Below are 17,470 nucleotides of genomic sequence, written 5' to 3'. Positions count from 1 at the left end.
GGTCGGGAGCGGTAGGTGACAGAGGAAAAGTACTGGGAGGACGAGAGCGCCCCCGTGTTCTTCCTCAGCTACGCCCGCACCAAGAACCGGGTGGCGGCGCCGCCGCGGGACACCAACCAGAAGGTCTTCCAGCTCTTCGTCGACCTCTCCGACCACGTCGTGGAGCTGCTCGGGCTCGGCCCCGGCCGGACGGCCGGCTTCATGGACCGGATGCTCGACGGCGGGCAGGTGTGGACCGAGGACCTCGCCTTCGCGGCCGGCCACTGCCAGGTCTTCATCCCGCTGATCTCGCCGCAGTACCTCAACAGCGCCTGGTGCGCCCGGGAGTGGGACGCCTTCACCCGGCGGCCGATCCTCACCCGCCCGGGCGCCGAGCCCTCCGCGGGGGAGACGCCGGTGATCCCGGTCAACTGGTCCGTCGTGGACCGTCGACGCCTGCCGGAGGTCGTGTCGCGGCGGCAGATGTTCACCCCCACCCGGTTACCCTCGGACATCGCCCCGCAATACCACGACGAGGGCATCTACGGCCTGCTGAGTCTCGGCAAGAACGGCAAGGACGCCTACGACGCGGTGGTCTGGCGGCTGGCGCAGCGGATCGCGCGGGCGTACCAGACGCACTGGGTGCGGGCGCAGGTCCCGACCGACGTGCGGCAGTTGCGCGACACGTTCGAGGAGGTCGGGCATGACGTGGTCTGACCTCCCGCCGGCCCGCGCCGTCCCCCGCCGGGAGACCTACTTCTTCCTCAGCTACGCCCACTCGGTGCCGCTGTCGGCCACGCCCCGGCCGGACACCGACTACTGGGTGAGCCGGTTCTTCCAGGACCTGGCCGCGGCCGTTCGGCGCGGCGCCACGAGGACGGGCGACCGCGACGCCGGCTTCTTCGACGGTCTGGTCAGCCCGGGGGCGGACCTCCGGCAGACGCTCACCGAGGCGCTGAGCCTCACGCACGTCTTCGTGCCGCTGCACTCGCCCAACTACTTCCGCAACGCCTGGGCCCTCGGCGAGCGCGAGTCGTTCCGCAGCCGGCTCACCCGGCTGGCCCCGGCGCGCGCCGACCGGCACCTCCTGCCGGTGCTGTGGCTGCCGCTGCCGTCCTGGAGCGACCGCCCGGAGACCACGCGGGCCCTCGACGTGGTCGCCGACGCCGACGACCGCGCCGACTACGCCGAGAACGGCCTGCGCGCGCTGTGCAAGCTCAGCGCCTACCGTCGGCAGTACGAGAGCGTCCTCGCGGCGCTGGCGGAGCGGATCGTCGCGGTGACCGAGACCCAGCCGCTGCCGCGCTCCCGGGCCGCGGCGCTGGCCAGCCACCCGGTCACCGACAACGACGGCCCGGCGCTGGTGGTCACCACCCTCACCGACCACGCGCGGTGGCGGCCCTACGCGGGCCAGCACGAGCTGGCGGTGGCCGACTACGTCGCCGCGACCGCCGAGCGGCTCGGCCTGCCCACCCGGGTCGCCGACCTGACGCAGGCCCGGGCCCTGGCGCCGGAGAACCCCACGGTCGTGCTGGTGGACGCCGCCGCCGGCGCGGCGGCCGCCCGGTCCGCGCTGGAGGGCCTGCCCCGCTGGGTCGTCCCGCTGGTGATCGCCGCCGAGCACGAGCGTGGCGAGCCGGTTCCGGAGTCGATCGCCGGTACGTTGCAGGACGCCGGCTTCCCCCGGGTGCTGCCGGCACGCGCGATCGAGGAGTTCGAGCGCTGCGCCCCGCTGCTGGTGATCGAGGCCCGCAAGCAGTTCCTCCGGCACGGCCCGGTGGACCCGCCGGAGGGTTCGGCCACCCCGAAGCCGAGCCTGCGGGCGGTGCAACCGTCCGACGTGCCGTCCGGATCCACCCCGACCGCCCCGCCGGTGCGGTCACTCGACGTCACGCGAGGGAAGGACGAACGATGACGCCATCGCGCGAAGGCCAGGTCGTCACCTTCTACTCCTACAAGGGCGGCACGGGCCGCACCATGGCGCTCGCCAACACCGCGTGGATCCTCGCCGCGAACGGACAACGGGTGCTCGTCGCCGACTGGGACCTGGAGTCCCCCGGCCTGCACCGGTTCTACGCCCCGTTCCTCGACCCGGAACAGGTGGCCACCACCGGCGGCGTGATGGACCTGATCCTGGACTACGAGTGGGAGAACGCCCGACGACGCAAGGAGGACGGCGCCGGGACCGCCCGCCCCGGAGACTGGCACCGCGAGTACGCCCGGGTCCACCGGTACGCGTTCTCGGTGGGGTGGGAGTTCCCCGGCGGCGGCAGCCTCGACCTGCTCCTGGCCGGCCGGCACAACCCCGACTACGCCACCAGCGTGACCGGCCTGAACTGGGACAACTTCTACAACCGGCTCGGTGGCGCGCAGTTCTTCGACGCGCTGCGCGAGGACATGAAGCGGCACTACGACTACGCCCTGATCGACAGCCGCACCGGCATCAGCGACGTCGCCGAGATCTGCACGATCCATCTGCCGGACATCCTCGTGGACTGCTTCACCCTCAGCGACCAGGGCATCGACGGCGCCGCGGCGGTGGCCGCCCGGGTGCGCGACTACGAGGGGCGCCGGGCGCGGCGGGTGCTGCCCGTGCCGATGCGGGTCGACGACGGGGAGAAGGGCAAGCGGGACGCCGGCCGGGCGCTCGCCATGCAGCGGTTCGCCGGCCTGCCCGGTGGCATGACCGACACCGAGCGGCAGCACTACTGGCTCACCGTCGAGGTGCCCTACCGGGCGTACTACGCGTACGAGGAGACGTTGGCGACCTTCGGCGACGAGCCGGGCGGCCGCACCACCCTGCTGTCCGCGTACGAGACGCTGACCAGCCACATCACCAACGGCAGGATCACCGGCCTGCCCCGGATCGACGACCAGTTGCGCCGCCGGACGGTGCAGCGCTTCGAGCGCAAGCCGGCCGTCGTCGACGAGCTGGTCGTGCTGCGGCACGTGCCGGAGGACCAGGTCTGGGCGGAGTGGGCGCAGGCGGTGCTGAACTCCGCCGACCTGCGGGTGGCGACGGCCCCGCTCGACGGCCCGGCGCCGGTGCCGCCGGGCACCGGCTTCCGGGAGGTCCGCCTGGTCTCCCGGGCCTACCAGTCGGCCCGGCGCGCCCTCGGCGAGCCGGACGGCGACCGTGGCGCGCCGACGTGGCTGGCCGTGTACGTCGACGACACCCCGCCCGTCCCGGACGTCCCGGTCGGCAGTTGGACCGCCGTGCACGACCTGACGGCCGAGGACGCCGCCGGGCACCTGCTGAAGCTGGTCGGGCGGACGGTGGGCGCGGCCGGCCTGCGCCCCGTCCGCTTCCCGGGGGTACGCGCCGCGGTGTTCAACGCGCCGGCCCGCAACGCGCGTTTCACCGGGCGCGAGGAGCTGCTGCGCCGACTCCGGGAGGAGCTGAAGGCGTCCGGCGGGGGTGGCACCCCGGTCGCGCTGCGGGGCGGCCCCGGCCTCGGCAAGACCCAGCTCGCGATCGAGTACGCCCACCGGTTCCGGGGCGCGTACGACATCATCTGGTGGGTCGCCGCCGATCCGCCGCAGTTCGTCGACGTGCGCATGGTGGAGCTCAGCGAGGAGCTGGGCCTGCCGACGCAGACGACGATGCCGGAGACCAACCGCGCCCTGCGGCAGCGGCTGAGCCAGACCGAGCGCCGCGCCGACGGCACCGCGCCGCCGCACTGGCTGCTCATCTTCGACAACGCCGACCAGTACGAGCACGTCCGGCCGTACCTGCCCCAGGGCAACGGCCACGTGCTGGTCACCACCCGTAACCCGGACTGGGGCGACCTGGCGCGGGCGGTCGACGTGGACGCGTTCGAGCGGGCGGAGAGCGTGGCGCACCTGCGCGCCCGCCTGGGCGAACACCTGATGAGCGTCGCCGAGGCCGAGCAGGTCGCCGACGCCGTGGAGAACGTCCCGATCTTCGTCGCCACGGTCGGGGCGTGGCTCGCCGACACCCGCACGCCGGTCGAGGAGTACCTGGCCGGGCTCCGCCGCACCGGCCTGGAGACCGAGGTCTGGGACCTCCCGCTGCAACGGCTCAGGGAGGGCTCGCCGGGGGCGTACCGTCTCCTGCAGCTCGCGTCGGTGCTCGCCCCCGAGATCTCCCTCGACCTGCTCTACGGCGACCAGGTCGCCCGGGTCATCGCCCCGCACGACCCCGTGGTCGCCGCCCGCGTCGCCGACCGGGTGTCCGAACGCGACATCGCCGCGGCGCTGGTGCAGCGGATGAACAAGCTCGCGCTGATCAAGCTCGACCCGCACGCGCACCGGGTGCAGGTGCACCGGCTGTTGCAGGCGGCGCTGCGCGCCCGCATGTCCGACGACGAGCTGGTCACCGCCAAGCACGAGGTGCACCGCATCCTCGCCGGCTCCCGTCCGCCCGGGGAGGTGGAGGACCCGGCGAACCAGCAGCGGTTCCGCATCCTCTGGCCGCACCTCGACGGCTCGGACGCCATCTCCTGCGAGGACGACAACGTCCGGCAGCTGGTCATCGACCGGGTCCGCTACATCTACGTCAACGGCGGCTACGAGCAGGGCGAGCGGTACGCGCGGGAGACCGACGCCGTCTGGTCGGAGCTGTTGTCGAAGCTGCCGCCGGACGGGCCGGAGCACCGCAAGCTGCGCGTCCAACTGCTGCACCTGCGGTTCAACCTGGCCAACCTGCTGCGCCGGCTCGGGCGCTTCGAGGAGGCCCACCGGCTGGACGAGGACACCCTGCGCCAGCAGGAGGAGCTGATCGGCGACAGCCACCCGTACACCCTGATGACCGCCGGTGGCTACGGCGCCGACCTGCGTACGCTCGGCCGCTACCGGGAGGCCCTGGAGCGTGACCTGCGCACGTACGCCGCGTCGGTCGAGGTCTTCGGCGAGGACCACCGCCGGACGCTGACCGCGGCGAACAACCTGGCCGCCTCCTACCGGCTGATGGGCATGTTCGACAAGGCCCTCGACGGCGACGGGGGCACCCACCGCCGGCTGCGGGTCGTCCTCGGCCCGGAGCACCCGAACACCCTGGCGTCGGCCAACAACCTCGCCCGCGACCTGCGGGAGACCGGCGACTACGAGGGTTCCGTGGCGCTGCTGCGGGAGGTGGTGGCCGGCTACCGGAGCCTCTTCGGCGACCACTCCCGGGACGTGCTCACCGCCCAGGCCAACCTGGCCGTGTCGCTGCGCAGCACCGGGGAGATCGAGGAGGCGGCCCACCTGCTCGACGAGACCTACCACCGGCTGCTGGCGACCCTCGGGCCGACCAGCCCCGACACCCTGTTCAGCTGGCTCAGCCGGACGGCGAACCTGATGCTGCAGGGGCAGAGCGCCCAGGCGCTGGCGGAGCTGGGCGAGGTGGAGCAGATGTTCGCCCGGGTGTTCGGCCCCGAGCACCCGTACTCCCTGGTCTGCCGGGTCAACCTGGGCGTGGCCCTGTGGGACGCCGGCGACACGGGCACCGGCCGGTCTCTGACCGAGGCCACGGCGGAGGCGCTGCTCGCCACGCTCGGCGACCGGCACCCGTTCGCCATGGGCGCGGCCAACAACGTCGCGGTCTTCACCATCCTCGCCGGGAACCCGGAGGAGGGGCGCGAGCGGCTGCGGGACGTGGTGGAGCGGCTGACCGAGGTGCTCGGGCCCGAGCATCCCGACACGCTGCGCAGCCGGGGCAACCTGGAAACCGCCAACCAGGCGGCCTCCGGCGGGCGGGTGAGCATCGGCCGGATGCGGATCGCCGACCGGCTCGCCAACCGGATCGGGCAGCACCACCCCAGCGTCGTGCTGCTGCGCGACGGGCGGTACGTGCGCCGGGTCCTCGACCCGCACCCCTACTGACCGGGCCGGGCGCCGATCAGCAGGTCGCCGCTCAGCACACCGGCGGGATCGGTGAGCCAGCGCAGGATGCGCGGCAGCTCCTCGACCGCGTCGAAGTGCGCCGCGCCCGGCCGGATCTCCATCTCGGCGCCGGGGATCTGCGCGGCGAGCCAGCGGCCGTGGCTGACCGGGGCGAAGTTGTCGTCGGCGCCGTGCCACAGCCGCACGGGCGTCAGGGTCGTGTCGATCGCCTTGAGGTCGAACGCCCAGTTGCGGCGGAACGCCAGCACGTCGTCGATCCACCCGTACGGGCCGGAGCGGAGAGCCTCCTCGTAGGTGTCCGTGATCAGCCGGCGCAGCGCCGGGTCGTTGACCGCCCGGCGGTCCGCCGCGCTCATCTCCGTCCTCAGGTCCGCCAGCAGCAGTCGGGGATCCGCGGCGGCCCGTTCGGCGCGCTGGCGGATCTCCGCCACCACGGCGGCGGTGTCGGGGGTGCCCACCCCGAAGCCGCGCACGTTGCCGGTGTTCATGCCCCCGACCCAGTCCAGCTCGATCGCGTTCCACGGGGCGAGGCTCACCAGCACCGCCACCCGGCTCACCCGGCCGCGCAGCCTGGCGTCGGCGGCGCAGGCGAGGGCGTGCGGGCCGCCTCCGGAGCGGCCGACGACGGCGAACTGCTCCACGCCCAGATGGTCGGCGATCGCCTCGACGTCGCGGGCGGCGTCGGCGACGTCCCGGTCCTCGCGGCGGTCGGAGTCGCCGTAGCCGGGGCGGTCGTAGGCGATCAGGCGGACGCCCATGCGGTAGAGCACGATGCTGCGGGGCTTCGGGCCACGGCGGCTGCCGGGTGTGCCGTGGAGCAGGAAGACGGGGAATCCGTCGGGCGCGCCGGTCACCTCGTACGCCACGCGTCTGTTGTCCTCGCGTGTGGCGAAGTCGGCCCCTGGCTCGCCGTCTCGGGTCACCCCATCCTGCCCTTCGGTGCCGCAACCAGCCAATACTCGCTACCCGGCATCGAGTGAAGGCGATATCTGGCGGCCTCACTCAGCAAATGAGCCTAATGGTCGGGCCGGTCGCGCCGCTATGGCGAGCTCCAACAACCGGCCGGATCTGTCGGAAACGACACCTACCGGCCCACGTCGGCTGGAACTTCCGGCTGGTGTCCGGCAGGTCGCCCCAGCGGCATGCTTCTCCTAGGAGGCTTGTGGCTCGACGTGGGCGTTCTGTGGTCTCCGCCGTGGCCCGCCATCCATCGGCTCACCCACTGCCCCTTCGGGGTGGTGTGGTTCTGGGCTGTCGCGGCTGGGCTGCCGTAGGCCGACGACGACGCCTGCTGCGACGAGCAGGGCACATCATGCGCCTGAAGACCCAACGCAAGCACCACCGGACCCGGCTACGAGCCCGCGTCATTCGGACGGCTGCTGCGGCGGGGCTTGTCCAGCCGGACGCTCTTCACTATGCAAGCCCTGCAGGATCCGCGCCAGAGCCTTGAGCATCAATCGGGTGTACTGCCGGGTCGCGCCGTGACGGCGTGCTCAGCTCGGCACCGGGACCGGGGCGGTGGTCGGAACCGGCCGATCCATCAGCCGCCAGGTGCGCCTGCGGACCAGGGGGTCGAGCGTGACCAGCAGGTACGCCGTTCCCACGACGAGGATGCCGCCGGTGGCGCCGAGCGTGGATGCGAGCACGCCGCCGACGAGCCCGCCCAGCGGGATGCCGGCCCAAGCCAGGCCGCCGACCGCGCCGAGGACACGCGCCCGCAGTGCGGCCGGGATGCGTTCGAACTCCGCGGCGGACAGCAGGGGGTTGATGGCCCCGATCAGGACCCCGCCGGCGAGCGCGACGCCCGCGATGACGGGCAGTCCGACCGGCAGCGCCAGGACGAAGATCCGCGGGACGGCGCCGAGCAGGAAGGCCACGGCGTACGTGCGCCACCGTGGCAGTCGCGCGCCGTACACCGACACGAGCAGCGACCCGATGAACGCTCCGGCGCTCAACGCGCCGAACACGAGCCCGACGGGTGCGGCGTCGTCAAAGCGCTCGGCCGCCCACACCGGGATCAGCACCGCCGTCATCGCCTGGTCGAGCAGGTTCGTCAGCAGCACCATCGCGACGATCGCCCGGAGCAGCGGGTCACGCCGGACGAAGCGCAGCCCGGCCCCGAGGTCGGCGAGATAGCCGCGGACACCGGTGCGCCGGCCCGCCTCGGCCGGGTCGGGTTCGGCCCGCCGGACCCGGACCAGCGCCGCCACCAGGGCGGCGGCGAGCAGGAAGCTGGCCGCGTCCAGCGCGATGACCACGGGAGCGCCGACCAGAGCGATCAGCACCGCGCCCAGCGGCGCCCCGATCAGCGACCCGAGGCGATGAACGCTGTCAGCCAGCCCGGCGGCACGCTCGTTACTCCAGCCGGCGGCGGCCGCGACGTCGGGCACCATCGCGTACTTCGCGTTGTCCGACGGCCCGCGGAACAGCCCGACTATCCCGACCAGCACGAGCAGGACCGGAAAGGCGAGCAGGCCGGCGGCGTACAACAGGGGGACCACGCCGAGCACGAGCCCGGCGGTCAGGTCACCGCCGACGCTGGCCACCCGCGCCCCCAGGCGGTCGACCAGCGGTCCGCCGAGTACGCGCGCCGCGACGAGGGCGCCCATCTCCACGAACGCGGTGACGCCGGTCAGCAGGGCGTCGCCGGTGGTCTGCAACACGAACCAGGGCACCGCCACGACTGACATCCGGGTGCCGGCGACCGAGACCGCCTGGGCGATGAGCAACCCGTACGCGGACCGCCGACTCATGGTCGGTCCCCGTCCACGGCACCGGCGGGTTCGTCGGCCGCGGTACCGGACGGATCAGTACCCGCGGTGACGGGCCCGCTGTCGGAAGCGGATCGCGCAGCCAACAGCGCGTCCAGCTGGCCGCGCCGGGGGAAGATCTGGAACTGCGTGGTCATCGCTACCCGTTCCGACCCGTCACCGGCCCGGTCCGCCGCCCGGTCCCGATACCGCACCAGCAGGGCCATCACGTCGTCGGCGAGCTGCTGCGCCTCGGCGGCGCTCAGGCTGACCGTGAGGTCGCTCATGCTGGCCGCCCGCACCCACTCCTGCGGCCAGTCGGCCAGCTCGGTGATGGACCGCTCGACGTTCTCCGCGTACATCCGCGCGACCGTCCGCAGGTACGCCTCGCCGAGTTCACGCTCCGGCGCGTCCCGGTCGGGAGCGTCGAACCAGGTCGAGCGATGCACGGCGCGCCAGAAGCGTTCCCGGCCGCGGCCGAGTTCGGGTGCGTCGGTGACGAAGCCGTGAGCGGCCAGCGTGCGGAGGTGGTAGCTGGTCGCTGCGCTGGACTCGCCGAGTCGGGTGGCCAACTGGGTGGCGGTCTGCGGCCCGTCGTGGCGCAGCGAGCCGAGCAACCGCAGGCGCAGTGGATGGGCTACCCCACGCAGCGTCCGTGCGTCGAGGACCACGTCCTGCGTGGAGTCGTAACCAGGCTTGTGTGGATCTCCGGTCATGATGCCAAGATAGCTATGCAAAGAAATCTTTGCAACGAGTTGTTGGCATGATGTGGTCGCGACGGAGGCGACACCTGGGGCGCATGGCGCAAGTGGGCGGCCGATCCCTCGTCGTCCTGCCGCTGCAAGTACTGCACTCCGCTGCCGCGCGGGACGAGAAGGGGCCGTCCCGGTTCCCCGAAACGGGCCCCTGACCTGCTGCGCGCGTGGTCGATGAGCGCGGCGGAGGTTCGCGGTCGTCGGAGCGCGGCTTGCTCGTCTTGTGGCTCGCCCGACATGGCAGCAGGCCGGAGTCTGGCCAGGCGCCGGATCGGCGGCACCCTGACGCCAGGTGAGCCGAGGAAACCGAGCCCGGTGTCGGGCGGCGGGCGGAGCCGGACAAGGACCGCCCCGGTCACCGTGACGGCTTCCGGGGCGGTCGACGAGAGCGCGACGGGTCAGATGATGATCTTGTACATGTTCCAGCCCGACCCTGCCTTGACCCTGGCGGCGAACGAGCCGTTGCCCAGCCCCGCGTAGTGCCAGAGCACACCGTCGGCGTCCCTGGCCACCAGGTCGTTGCGGCCGTCCTCGTTCAGGTCACCGATCGCGACCACCGAGTTGTAGATGTGCCACCCGGCGTAGACCCTGACGCGGCTGCTCCAGCCCTTGTTGCCATTGCTCAGGTAGTGGTACATGACGCCGGCGCCGTCGATGCCGAGCAGGTCGCCGTGGCCGTCGCCGTTGAGGTCGCCGGCGCCGACAACCCGCTGGTACATGTTCCAGCCTGAGCCAACCTGAACGCGCGGGACGATGCCCCCCGTACCCGTTGTCGTGTAGAGCCACAGCCTGCCGTCGGAGTCGATGCCGAGAATGTCGTCATGGCCGTCGCCGTTCACGTCACCGGGAGCCAGGATCGACCTGTACATCATCCAGCCGGCACCGAGACTCTTCGTCCTACTTCCGCCGAACGACAGGTCGCCGGTGCCGAGGTGCGCCTTGAGGTAGCCGCTGCCGTCGCGAACCAGCAGGTCGGGTAGTGCGTCACCGTCGAAGTCGCCGAACGGCACCAGAGCCGAGGTGCGCGCGGAGCCGGTGCAGCTCAGGCACCAGGTGTCGGAGGCCCCGTTGTCGTACATGCGGCCGGGGACCGTGCCGTCCTGGCGGGTGCCGTACCAGTGGCCCTCGCCGGTGGACTTGACCCCGAGCAGGCCCGGCCCGCCGTGGCAGCTGTAGCCGCGGACGGGGAAGCTGCCGCAGTGCAGGCCGAAGCCCTGCGTCCCCACAGTGACCCGGGCAGAGCCGTCACCGGTGGTGCCGGTGATCGTCCACCGGTACGGGCCGTTCAGCGCATACGCGCCCGAGTCGAGCCGGCCGTCCCAGCCGCTGTACAGCCCTTCCCGCGCGTTGCCTCCGACCTTGCGGTGGACGACCTCCCCGGTCCACACCCGGGTGATGGTCAGCTCCCACCCGGTGAGCGGCCGGGTCAGCTGGAACGAGCCGTCCAACCGCTGCCCCAGACGAGGGTAGAGGTCACTCCGCACCGAGGAGGTGGCGAACTGCGGGGGCGTGCCCGGGACGCCGGTGTCGAGGACGTGCACCGCGTTGTCCGCGTCGACGTAAGCGACGCCGGAGCCGTGCCGGTCGACCGCCCAGGTCACCCGGCGGCCGTCGGTCGGGTTGCCGACGGGCAGGTCGGCGAGCTTCACCGGCGGGTGCAGCGTGCCGTCGTGGAAATCAGTGAGCTGGAGCGCGCCGTTCTCGTGCCGTACCAGGAAGCCGTCGCCCAGCATCACGGGCCCGGCCGGCGCGGGGAGGTTCCGGTTGCCCTGCAGGTCGTAGACCCCGGCCGGCCCGGCGTCACCGCATGCCCAGTGGATCCAGCGAACGCTGGTCTGCACCTCGGTCGGGACGCAGGCCGACCCGGTGGAGACCGTGCGGGTGGTCTCCCCGCTCTCCAGGTCGACCGCCTTGAGCTGGCCGGCGACCGGCGTGGCGGTCCAGAGGGTGTCGAACCAGAGGCCGGCGCCGGTGATCGGCCCGAGGCGGGTCGTCTTCGCCTGCGCGTTGTCGATGAGGTACTGGTCGTTCGCCGTGCCGTCGTTGACCAGGATGTACCGGTTGCCCACGTCGACGACCCGGCCGTTGCGGGTCGTCAGCTCGTTGGTGCCGTAGCTGGAAGGTCCCTGCCGGAAGGTGTAGAGGGTATCCGGCCCGCCATTGGCGCCAGGGGATATGTACGCGACACCCTGCCCGTTGCCCTCCACCAACCGCACGCAGGCGACACCCGGGGCGCACGGCGCGAGTGGGCGGCTGAACGTGCCCGCGCCGGCCTTGACCGACCCGTCATCCACGATGGGGTGGTTGTAGATCGCGTACTGGGTCGCGCCGGTGGACGGGACGATCTGCGTCTGTACGTGTCGGACGAGCCCCTGGTGGTAGACCAGACCCGCATTCTCCACCGGGTCATGTACGCGGAGCAGCGGCGTCGCGGTGGGCGCCGCGCCCTGCTGCGCCGAGATCCGGTGCACCGCCCAGTCCTTGGCGCCGGAGCCGCCGACCGCCAGCGCTTGGCCGGCGGGCCCCTGGACCAGCGCGGTGTTGCCCCAGTCGAGCCGCGGCAGGACCGTGGTCCCCGAGCCGCCGGCGTTCGACACGCTGACCGCCGGGTAGTAGTAGCCCCCGGTGCTCGCCTGTGCGGTGACCAGGCTGTCGCCGACGATCACTGAGCGCTCGATGCTGTCCTGTGGGGCGGACAACGTACGGGGCTGCGTGTTGGTGCCGCTGGTCAGGCCGCTGCGCGAGTACAGCCGATAGGCGCCGCCGTGGGGTGCGTAGGACGCCCAGCCGACCGTGTCGCCGGTTATCCGCCAGACGATGCCGCCGAGATTGATGGCCGGTGCTTCCGGGATCGGGACTATCCGGGCGCTGGCGAAGTCGAGCAGCCCTGAGTGGCTCTCGATACCCACCGTGTATCCGATGACGGCGGACGTGAGGTCGCCGGTGACCGGGAGGATCACACTGCCGGGACGGGCGCCGTCTGGCACGGTGATCGGAGTGTTGCTCGCGACGGTGCCGTCGGCGGCGAAGGTGAGCAGCTCAGCCCCGACCGGCGCGCTGTTCACCCACTTAGAAGCGATCATGGTGTGGCCGTAGATGCCGATCAGCGTGTAGCCGGCGGGCGGTGCCCACTGCCGCCAGGTCTGATCCGACAGGTTGAGCACGCTCACCGTCTTGGCGGATGCGGGCTTCGCCGGGACCGCTGCGGTCGTGGAGACGAAGTCGCCACCGGCAGGCTTCAGCGCCGACGGCGAAACGCCCGCCAGTTCCTCGACCACCACGGTCGCTCCGTTGTCGTAGCGGGTCCAGAGATACTGGGTGGAGGTGCCGTGGCGGTGCAGGAAGCCGGTGACCCCGGCCAAGATGACCGCCTCGTGGGCCGGGACTGTCGGCTCGCTCTCCGGGAAGACGGCGATCTCACGTGGTGCGGTGCTGGTTCGCGCGAGGGCCGGTGCGGCAGGGGCGACCAACAGGCCGAGGCCGAGGGCGATCGCCAGGGCGGCGGCCGGAAGAGTGCGACCCAAAGAGGTCCTCCTGGGATGGTCTGCGGCGCGGAACGCGCCCGGATACGGGCAGCCTAGCTTGATGATCTTCGACGGGCCTGCCCCCCGAACAGGTGTTCTCGTCCAGGTGCTCCCACCCGATCCTCGCGGCCGCCCACCGCACCCGCACCCTCACCCGCACCCGCACCGGCACCCGCACCCGCACCCGCACCCGCACCCGCAGCCTCGCCCGTCACGCGGCCACGCGGACCTGCCGCGGTCCGCGCCGGCGGTACCTTCATCAACGGCCAACTGGTCGAGCGTCCAACAGGCGTGGCCGCATAGCCATCCCGACAGACCGCAGGGAGCGTCAAGCATGACCATCATCGACAAGATTGCGTGGATTCACCTTGAGAACGGCGCGATCCTCAGCTCCCGCTCACGTGGCAAGGACGTCTACTACATCCCGGGCGGCAAGCGTGAACCAGGCGAGAGTGACATCGACACCCTCGTCCGCGAGATCCAGGAAGAACTCAGCGTGACCCTCGCACCCGACACCGCCGAACACGTCGGAACCTTCCACGCCCAAGCCCATGGTCACCCCGACGGGACGATGGTCCGCATGACCTGCTACACCGCCGACTACCAAGGCGTCCTGCAGCCCAACAGCGAGATCGAGGAGATCGTCTGGCTTGCCCACGCCGACCGCCACCTTGTCTCCCCGGTCGACCAGACCATCTTCGATCATCTACACGAGACCGAACGCATGCGCTGAGACGACGTCGGCACCCGTCCACAGGTATTGACAATTTCTCCCGACCTGCGGCGCCCGTGCCACCGGTGCGGGGGCCGGTGTTTCGCCGGCCCGCACACGCAGGTCACGACCCGATGCGGTAGGCCCGGACGACCGTCTGCTGCACGCTGTTGCCGTTCGTGTCGGTGGCGCAGGTCCGCAGCGAGACGAAACCGGCCCGACCGTGCGGCACCTGCGCCCGCCAGCTACCGCCCTCCCGGATCGCTGGCACCCGACGCCAGGTACGGCCGTCGTCGTACGACACGTCGACGGTCAGCGAGGCGACAGCCGGATTGGCACTCTCGGCCTGTCGGTGCACCGAGATCCGCACTGGCAGCGGCTCGCCCACCGGCACCGCGTTGCGTAGGTCGACCGGCGCGTCGACGGTGATCCCCAGCATCGGCAGCACCGTGCGGGTGGGCTCGGTGCCCGAACGGAAGGTCCAGGACCCACTGACCTTGGTGCTCAGCGGCCAGGTCGACGAGTTGTGCGCGGCCTCGGTGGTCAGCCGGTAGTAGGCCGCGCCGGACGGCACACCGAACTGCCCCCGCCCGGGTTGGGCGACCGTGCCAACCAGGTTTCCATTCCGGTACAGGCTGGTGGTTCCGGTCATCCCGAGTTCGTGGGCGAGGGCCGGGTGGCCGGCGGCATCGCTGAACACCGGCAGGGCCACGTCGAGCACGTTGTCCTTCCGGCTCGCCCACGGGTCCTCGGGGTTCGCTCCGGCCAGCGCCGGTCCCACCACGGCCTTGCCCCAGACGAGCTCCGGGTTGTCACCGGGCCGCAGGTCCAGGGTGGTCCTGGCGGTGTCTCCCGCGTCGTTGTCGGCGACGGAGATTCGCCATCTTCCCGGGGTGTAGTACTCGATGCGGCGCAGCGGCGACGGCACCGGCGTCGTCCCGAGCACCGCATGGTCTTCCCCTCCCAGGCTGATCACCGCAAACACCTGCCGCCATTCGTCGCTGGTGTTGTGGTAACTGGTCGGCACGGCGGCCAGGTCCCCGGTCCTCGGCCGGTGGGCCAGGTCCGTCGGGATCGACCCGCGCTCCTGGTAGCCGAGCGTGTAGCGGTACGGGCTGACCTGATTGCCGGTCACGGTCGCGGTCGACCTGCCACCCGCAGCCAGGGCCACGAACCGGGTCACCGTGTCGTGGCCGATCGCGGCGCCGATGGTGGGCAGCGCCAACTGTTGGCCCTGCCAGCTGAACCCGCCGTCAGCGACCATGGCCATCCGGGCGCCGCGCTTCTGCAGTTCGCGCACCAACAGTTCGAGATCGGCGCCGCCGCCCGTCCCGTCCGGGGCAGTGAGAACGGCCAGTTTCCCGTTCACGTCCACCTCGGCCGGCCGCCCGGAAGAATCGACCTTGACCTGCGTGACGGGTAGTTCGGTGGTACCGACGAACGGTGCGGGTCCCGGCCGCGACCGTAGCCACCAGGACAGCACCGGGAGGCCGCCGGCACCTCCGCCCGCACGGAGCGCCAACTCCGGCCGCTCCAGCACCGCGCTGTCGACGAGGCTGAACTCGTCCGCCTGGACGCCCGGTGCGCTTCCGGCCCAGATCTCGTCGTAACCGGGATACGTGACGGACAGGATCCCGAAGGGGTTCGGGGCGCCCTCGGGCTGGGCACCGATCGAGACAGCGCGCTGGCCGTCGGTCGCGGCGTCCCGGTCGGCCACCGCGAGCGGCACCGGGTGGGCCCAGCGGATGTCCTGGGTGACGGTGCTTCTTCCGGCGATGGCGACCTGCGGCGTGGCCACCAGCGCAATCACCGGCCCGGCGTCGGGGCGCGTGATCAGCTCGTCGGAGAGGAAGGTGTATCGCCCGGTGGGCAACGAGAGGGACCCTGACCCGTGCACGTGCTTCACGACGTTCGACCCGACGATCATGGTGTGCGCGCTCTCGCTGACCGTGCCCTTGCTGTCCAGCACCCGGATGTCGACGGCGTGCGTCTGCGCCTGCTGCCGCACGGCGACCGGAGTCCGCAGGGTGACGCCGTCTGCCGTGGCGACCAGCAGCCCGCCGTACGATCCGGCTCGGCTGCTCCCCCTGAACCCCACCGACACGGTGGCCGAGCCGTGGGCCGGCACGGTGACGGTGGCCGCGCTGGTCGCGGCGAGGCCGTCCGGGGCCGACCGGCCGCTGGGGTCGGTCATGCTCAGCGCCAGCTTCAGCGTGACCGGTGCCGAACTGTCGTTGTCGTAGGTGACGTCCCGGGGCTCGCTCTTCCCGCCCCACGGCAGGTCCGCATACACGCTGGCCGAGCCAACCCGTACGGGCTGCGTGACCGCCCGGCCCACGTCGAGCCGCCCGGCGCCGACGTCGAACACTCGCGATGCCTCCGCCGGCGCAGCGCTGCTCACCAGGGCCGCCTTGAGTTGCGCGCCGGTCCAGTCGGGGTGCTGTTGGGCGAGGATCGCCGCCCCGCCGGCCACGTGCGGCGCCGCCATCGATGTGCCGGACAGCGGTACGTAGTCGGCGTGACCGGCGATGTCGGGATAGGTGCCGGTGGCCCGGCCGGCCACGATTCCCTCGCCCGGTGCGGCGAGTTCCGGCTTCATCGCGCCGCCGTCGAGCCGGGGTGCCCGGCTGGAGAACGTGCTGATCCGGTCCGTGCGATCCACGCTGGACACCGCCAGCGCCGAGTTCGCGATCGCCGGCGAGGAGACCGGCGCGTACGGCCCGTTGTTGCCCGCGGCGGCCACGAACAACGCGCCGCGCATCGCGCTGAGCTGGTCGACCGCCTGGCTGAGCGGGTCGGTACCGTCGGATGGGGCACCGCCGAAGCTCATGTTGACCACCTTGGCCCCGGCCTCGGTGACCGCCCACTCCATGCCGGCGAGGATGGCGTCCTCGGTGCCCCACCCGTCGTCGCCGAGAACCTTCCCGACCGCCAGCTTCGCGTCCGGGGCCACCCCGCGATGCCGGCCGCCCGAGGCGGCCCCTGATCCGGCGACCGTGCTGGCCACGTGGGTGCCGTGTCCGAAGCGGTCGTCCACGTCCGTCGACTCGGAGAAGTTCTTCGCCGTCGACACCCGACCGACCAGGTCGGGGTGGTCGGTGTCGTAGCCGGAGTCGAGCACCGCCACCGTGACGCCCTTGCCGGTGAGCCCGGCCTGCCAGGCCCTCGGCGCGCCGACCTGGGGCACACTGCGCTCCAGGTTGGCCCGGTAGCGGGCATTGAGCCACACCTTCCGGACACCGCCGCGCACGGCACGCGCTTCCGGATCGGCCTGCCGGAGCAGTTCCGCCCAGAACCGGGCGGTGTCCGCCTTCGACTGGTCGTTGGCGGTGAGCTTGAGGTACGGCAGGACCCGTCGCGCCTTCGTGCCTGCCAGTGGACGGTCGGTGACGGTCTCCGAGTGCTGGACCAGCAGCGGTACCACGCTGCTACCGGCATCGTCGTAGCCCTGCCGAACGAGGTCCGTGACGTTGAACAGGCGCTGGTCGAGCAGACCGCTCTCGACCAGCGGCACGGCGTCGGTGGGCATCGCGTACCAGTCGCCGGCTCGCTGATAGCGGGCGATCGGCACGTGTCGCGCGACGCGGCCGACCACACCGGCCGTCGGGCGGGACACGAGCGTCGGTTCACCGGTGGCGTCGACGCGTACCACGTCCCCGGTGAGCAGCGTGACGCTGCGGGCGCCATCGGTGCCGGCCGCCCGGGGAACCGATGTCGGCGGGGCCAGCGCGGCTGCGTCGGCCGTTCCGGTGGTGGTCAGGAGCCCGGCGGCGGTCACCCCGACCGCCAGCACCGCGACGGTCCGTCTGATGGTCGACTGCATTTGTTCTCCAGATCTCCGGTGGGAACTGATGTCGGCGTGAGGCCGGCCTCGGGTGGGCGGCGCCCGGACGCCGGTCGGCA

General features: G+C 72.1%; 9 protein-coding genes. 4 read left to right on the top strand and 5 right to left on the bottom strand.

Going from position 1 to position 17,470, the window contains the following annotated elements; all coding sequences use genetic code 11:
• The first annotated feature begins 15 nt into the window (after positions 1–15).
• From ACGF7U_RS19990 to fxsT, 3 genes are read left to right on the top strand one after another with little or no spacing between them, the layout of a single operon-like run.
• Complete coding sequence (locus ACGF7U_RS19990) at positions 16–696, top strand: TIR-like protein FxsC (protein ID WP_393108604.1); 681 nt, start codon at positions 16–18, stop codon at positions 694–696.
• A complete protein-coding gene (locus ACGF7U_RS19985; RefSeq protein WP_393108602.1) occupies positions 683–1,894 on the top strand; it encodes a TIR-like protein FxsC in 1,212 nt (403 codons plus the stop codon). Before ACGF7U_RS19990 ends, ACGF7U_RS19985 begins: the two co-directional genes overlap by 14 nt.
• Positions 1,891–5,805, top strand: a complete 3,915-nt coding sequence (gene fxsT, locus ACGF7U_RS19980; protein WP_393108600.1) for an FxSxx-COOH system tetratricopeptide repeat protein — start codon at positions 1,891–1,893, stop codon at positions 5,803–5,805. Before ACGF7U_RS19985 ends, fxsT begins: the two co-directional genes overlap by 4 nt.
• Here the strand turns inward: fxsT and ACGF7U_RS19975 are convergent.
• The 4 genes from ACGF7U_RS19975 to ACGF7U_RS19960 form a co-directional block, all read right to left on the bottom strand.
• A complete protein-coding gene (locus ACGF7U_RS19975; RefSeq protein ID WP_393108598.1) occupies positions 5,799–6,749 on the bottom strand; it encodes an alpha/beta fold hydrolase in 951 nt (316 codons plus the stop codon). The two genes, fxsT and ACGF7U_RS19975, sit on opposite strands and share 7 nt — an antisense overlap.
• A 570-nt stretch (positions 6,750–7,319) precedes the next feature.
• Complete coding sequence (locus ACGF7U_RS19970; RefSeq protein WP_393108596.1) at positions 7,320–8,579, bottom strand: MFS transporter; 1,260 nt, start codon at positions 8,577–8,579, stop codon at positions 7,320–7,322.
• On the bottom strand, positions 8,576–9,292 hold the full coding sequence (locus ACGF7U_RS19965; RefSeq protein ID WP_393108594.1) for a helix-turn-helix domain-containing protein: 717 nt from the start codon (positions 9,290–9,292) through the stop codon (positions 8,576–8,578). The genes ACGF7U_RS19970 and ACGF7U_RS19965 overlap by 4 nt, the downstream gene beginning before the upstream one ends.
• A gap of 437 nt (positions 9,293–9,729) precedes the next feature.
• A complete protein-coding gene (locus ACGF7U_RS19960) occupies positions 9,730–12,855 on the bottom strand; it encodes an FG-GAP-like repeat-containing protein (protein ID WP_393108592.1) in 3,126 nt (1,041 codons plus the stop codon).
• A 334-nt stretch (positions 12,856–13,189) separates the two neighbouring features.
• Between ACGF7U_RS19960 and ACGF7U_RS19955 the strand changes: the two genes are divergently transcribed.
• Positions 13,190–13,588, top strand: a complete 399-nt coding sequence (locus tag ACGF7U_RS19955; RefSeq protein WP_393108590.1) for an NUDIX domain-containing protein — start codon at positions 13,190–13,192, stop codon at positions 13,586–13,588.
• Positions 13,589–13,691: 103 nt separating this feature from the next.
• Here ACGF7U_RS19955 and ACGF7U_RS19950 read toward each other — a convergent pair whose 3' ends face one another.
• A complete protein-coding gene (locus tag ACGF7U_RS19950; protein WP_393108588.1) occupies positions 13,692–17,390 on the bottom strand; it encodes a S8 family serine peptidase in 3,699 nt (1,232 codons plus the stop codon).
• Between the last annotated feature and the right edge of the window lie 80 nt (positions 17,391–17,470).

Source organism: Micromonospora sp. NPDC047670, assembly GCF_043204915.1.
In the GTDB taxonomy this organism is placed as follows: Bacteria; Actinomycetota; Actinomycetes; order Mycobacteriales; family Micromonosporaceae; genus Micromonospora.
Note: the sequence above shows the minus strand (reverse complement) of the source record. Positions and strands in the feature narration are given on the sequence as shown.

Excerpts from the sequence above, each read along its gene's own strand:
- fxsT (WP_393108600.1), top strand. The coding sequence starts at position 1,891 with ATGACGCCATCGCGCGAAGGCCAGGTCGTCACCTTCTACTCCTACAAG.
- ACGF7U_RS19950 (WP_393108588.1), bottom strand. The coding sequence starts at position 17,390 with ATGCAGTCGACCATCAGACGGACCGTCGCGGTGCTGGCGGTCGGGGTG.
- ACGF7U_RS19985 (WP_393108602.1), top strand. The coding sequence starts at position 683 with ATGACGTGGTCTGACCTCCCGCCGGCCCGCGCCGTCCCCCGCCGGGAG.
- ACGF7U_RS19965 (WP_393108594.1), bottom strand. The coding sequence starts at position 9,292 with ATGACCGGAGATCCACACAAGCCTGGTTACGACTCCACGCAGGACGTG.
- ACGF7U_RS19955 (WP_393108590.1), top strand. The coding sequence starts at position 13,190 with ATGACCATCATCGACAAGATTGCGTGGATTCACCTTGAGAACGGCGCG.
- ACGF7U_RS19970 (WP_393108596.1), bottom strand. The coding sequence starts at position 8,579 with ATGAGTCGGCGGTCCGCGTACGGGTTGCTCATCGCCCAGGCGGTCTCG.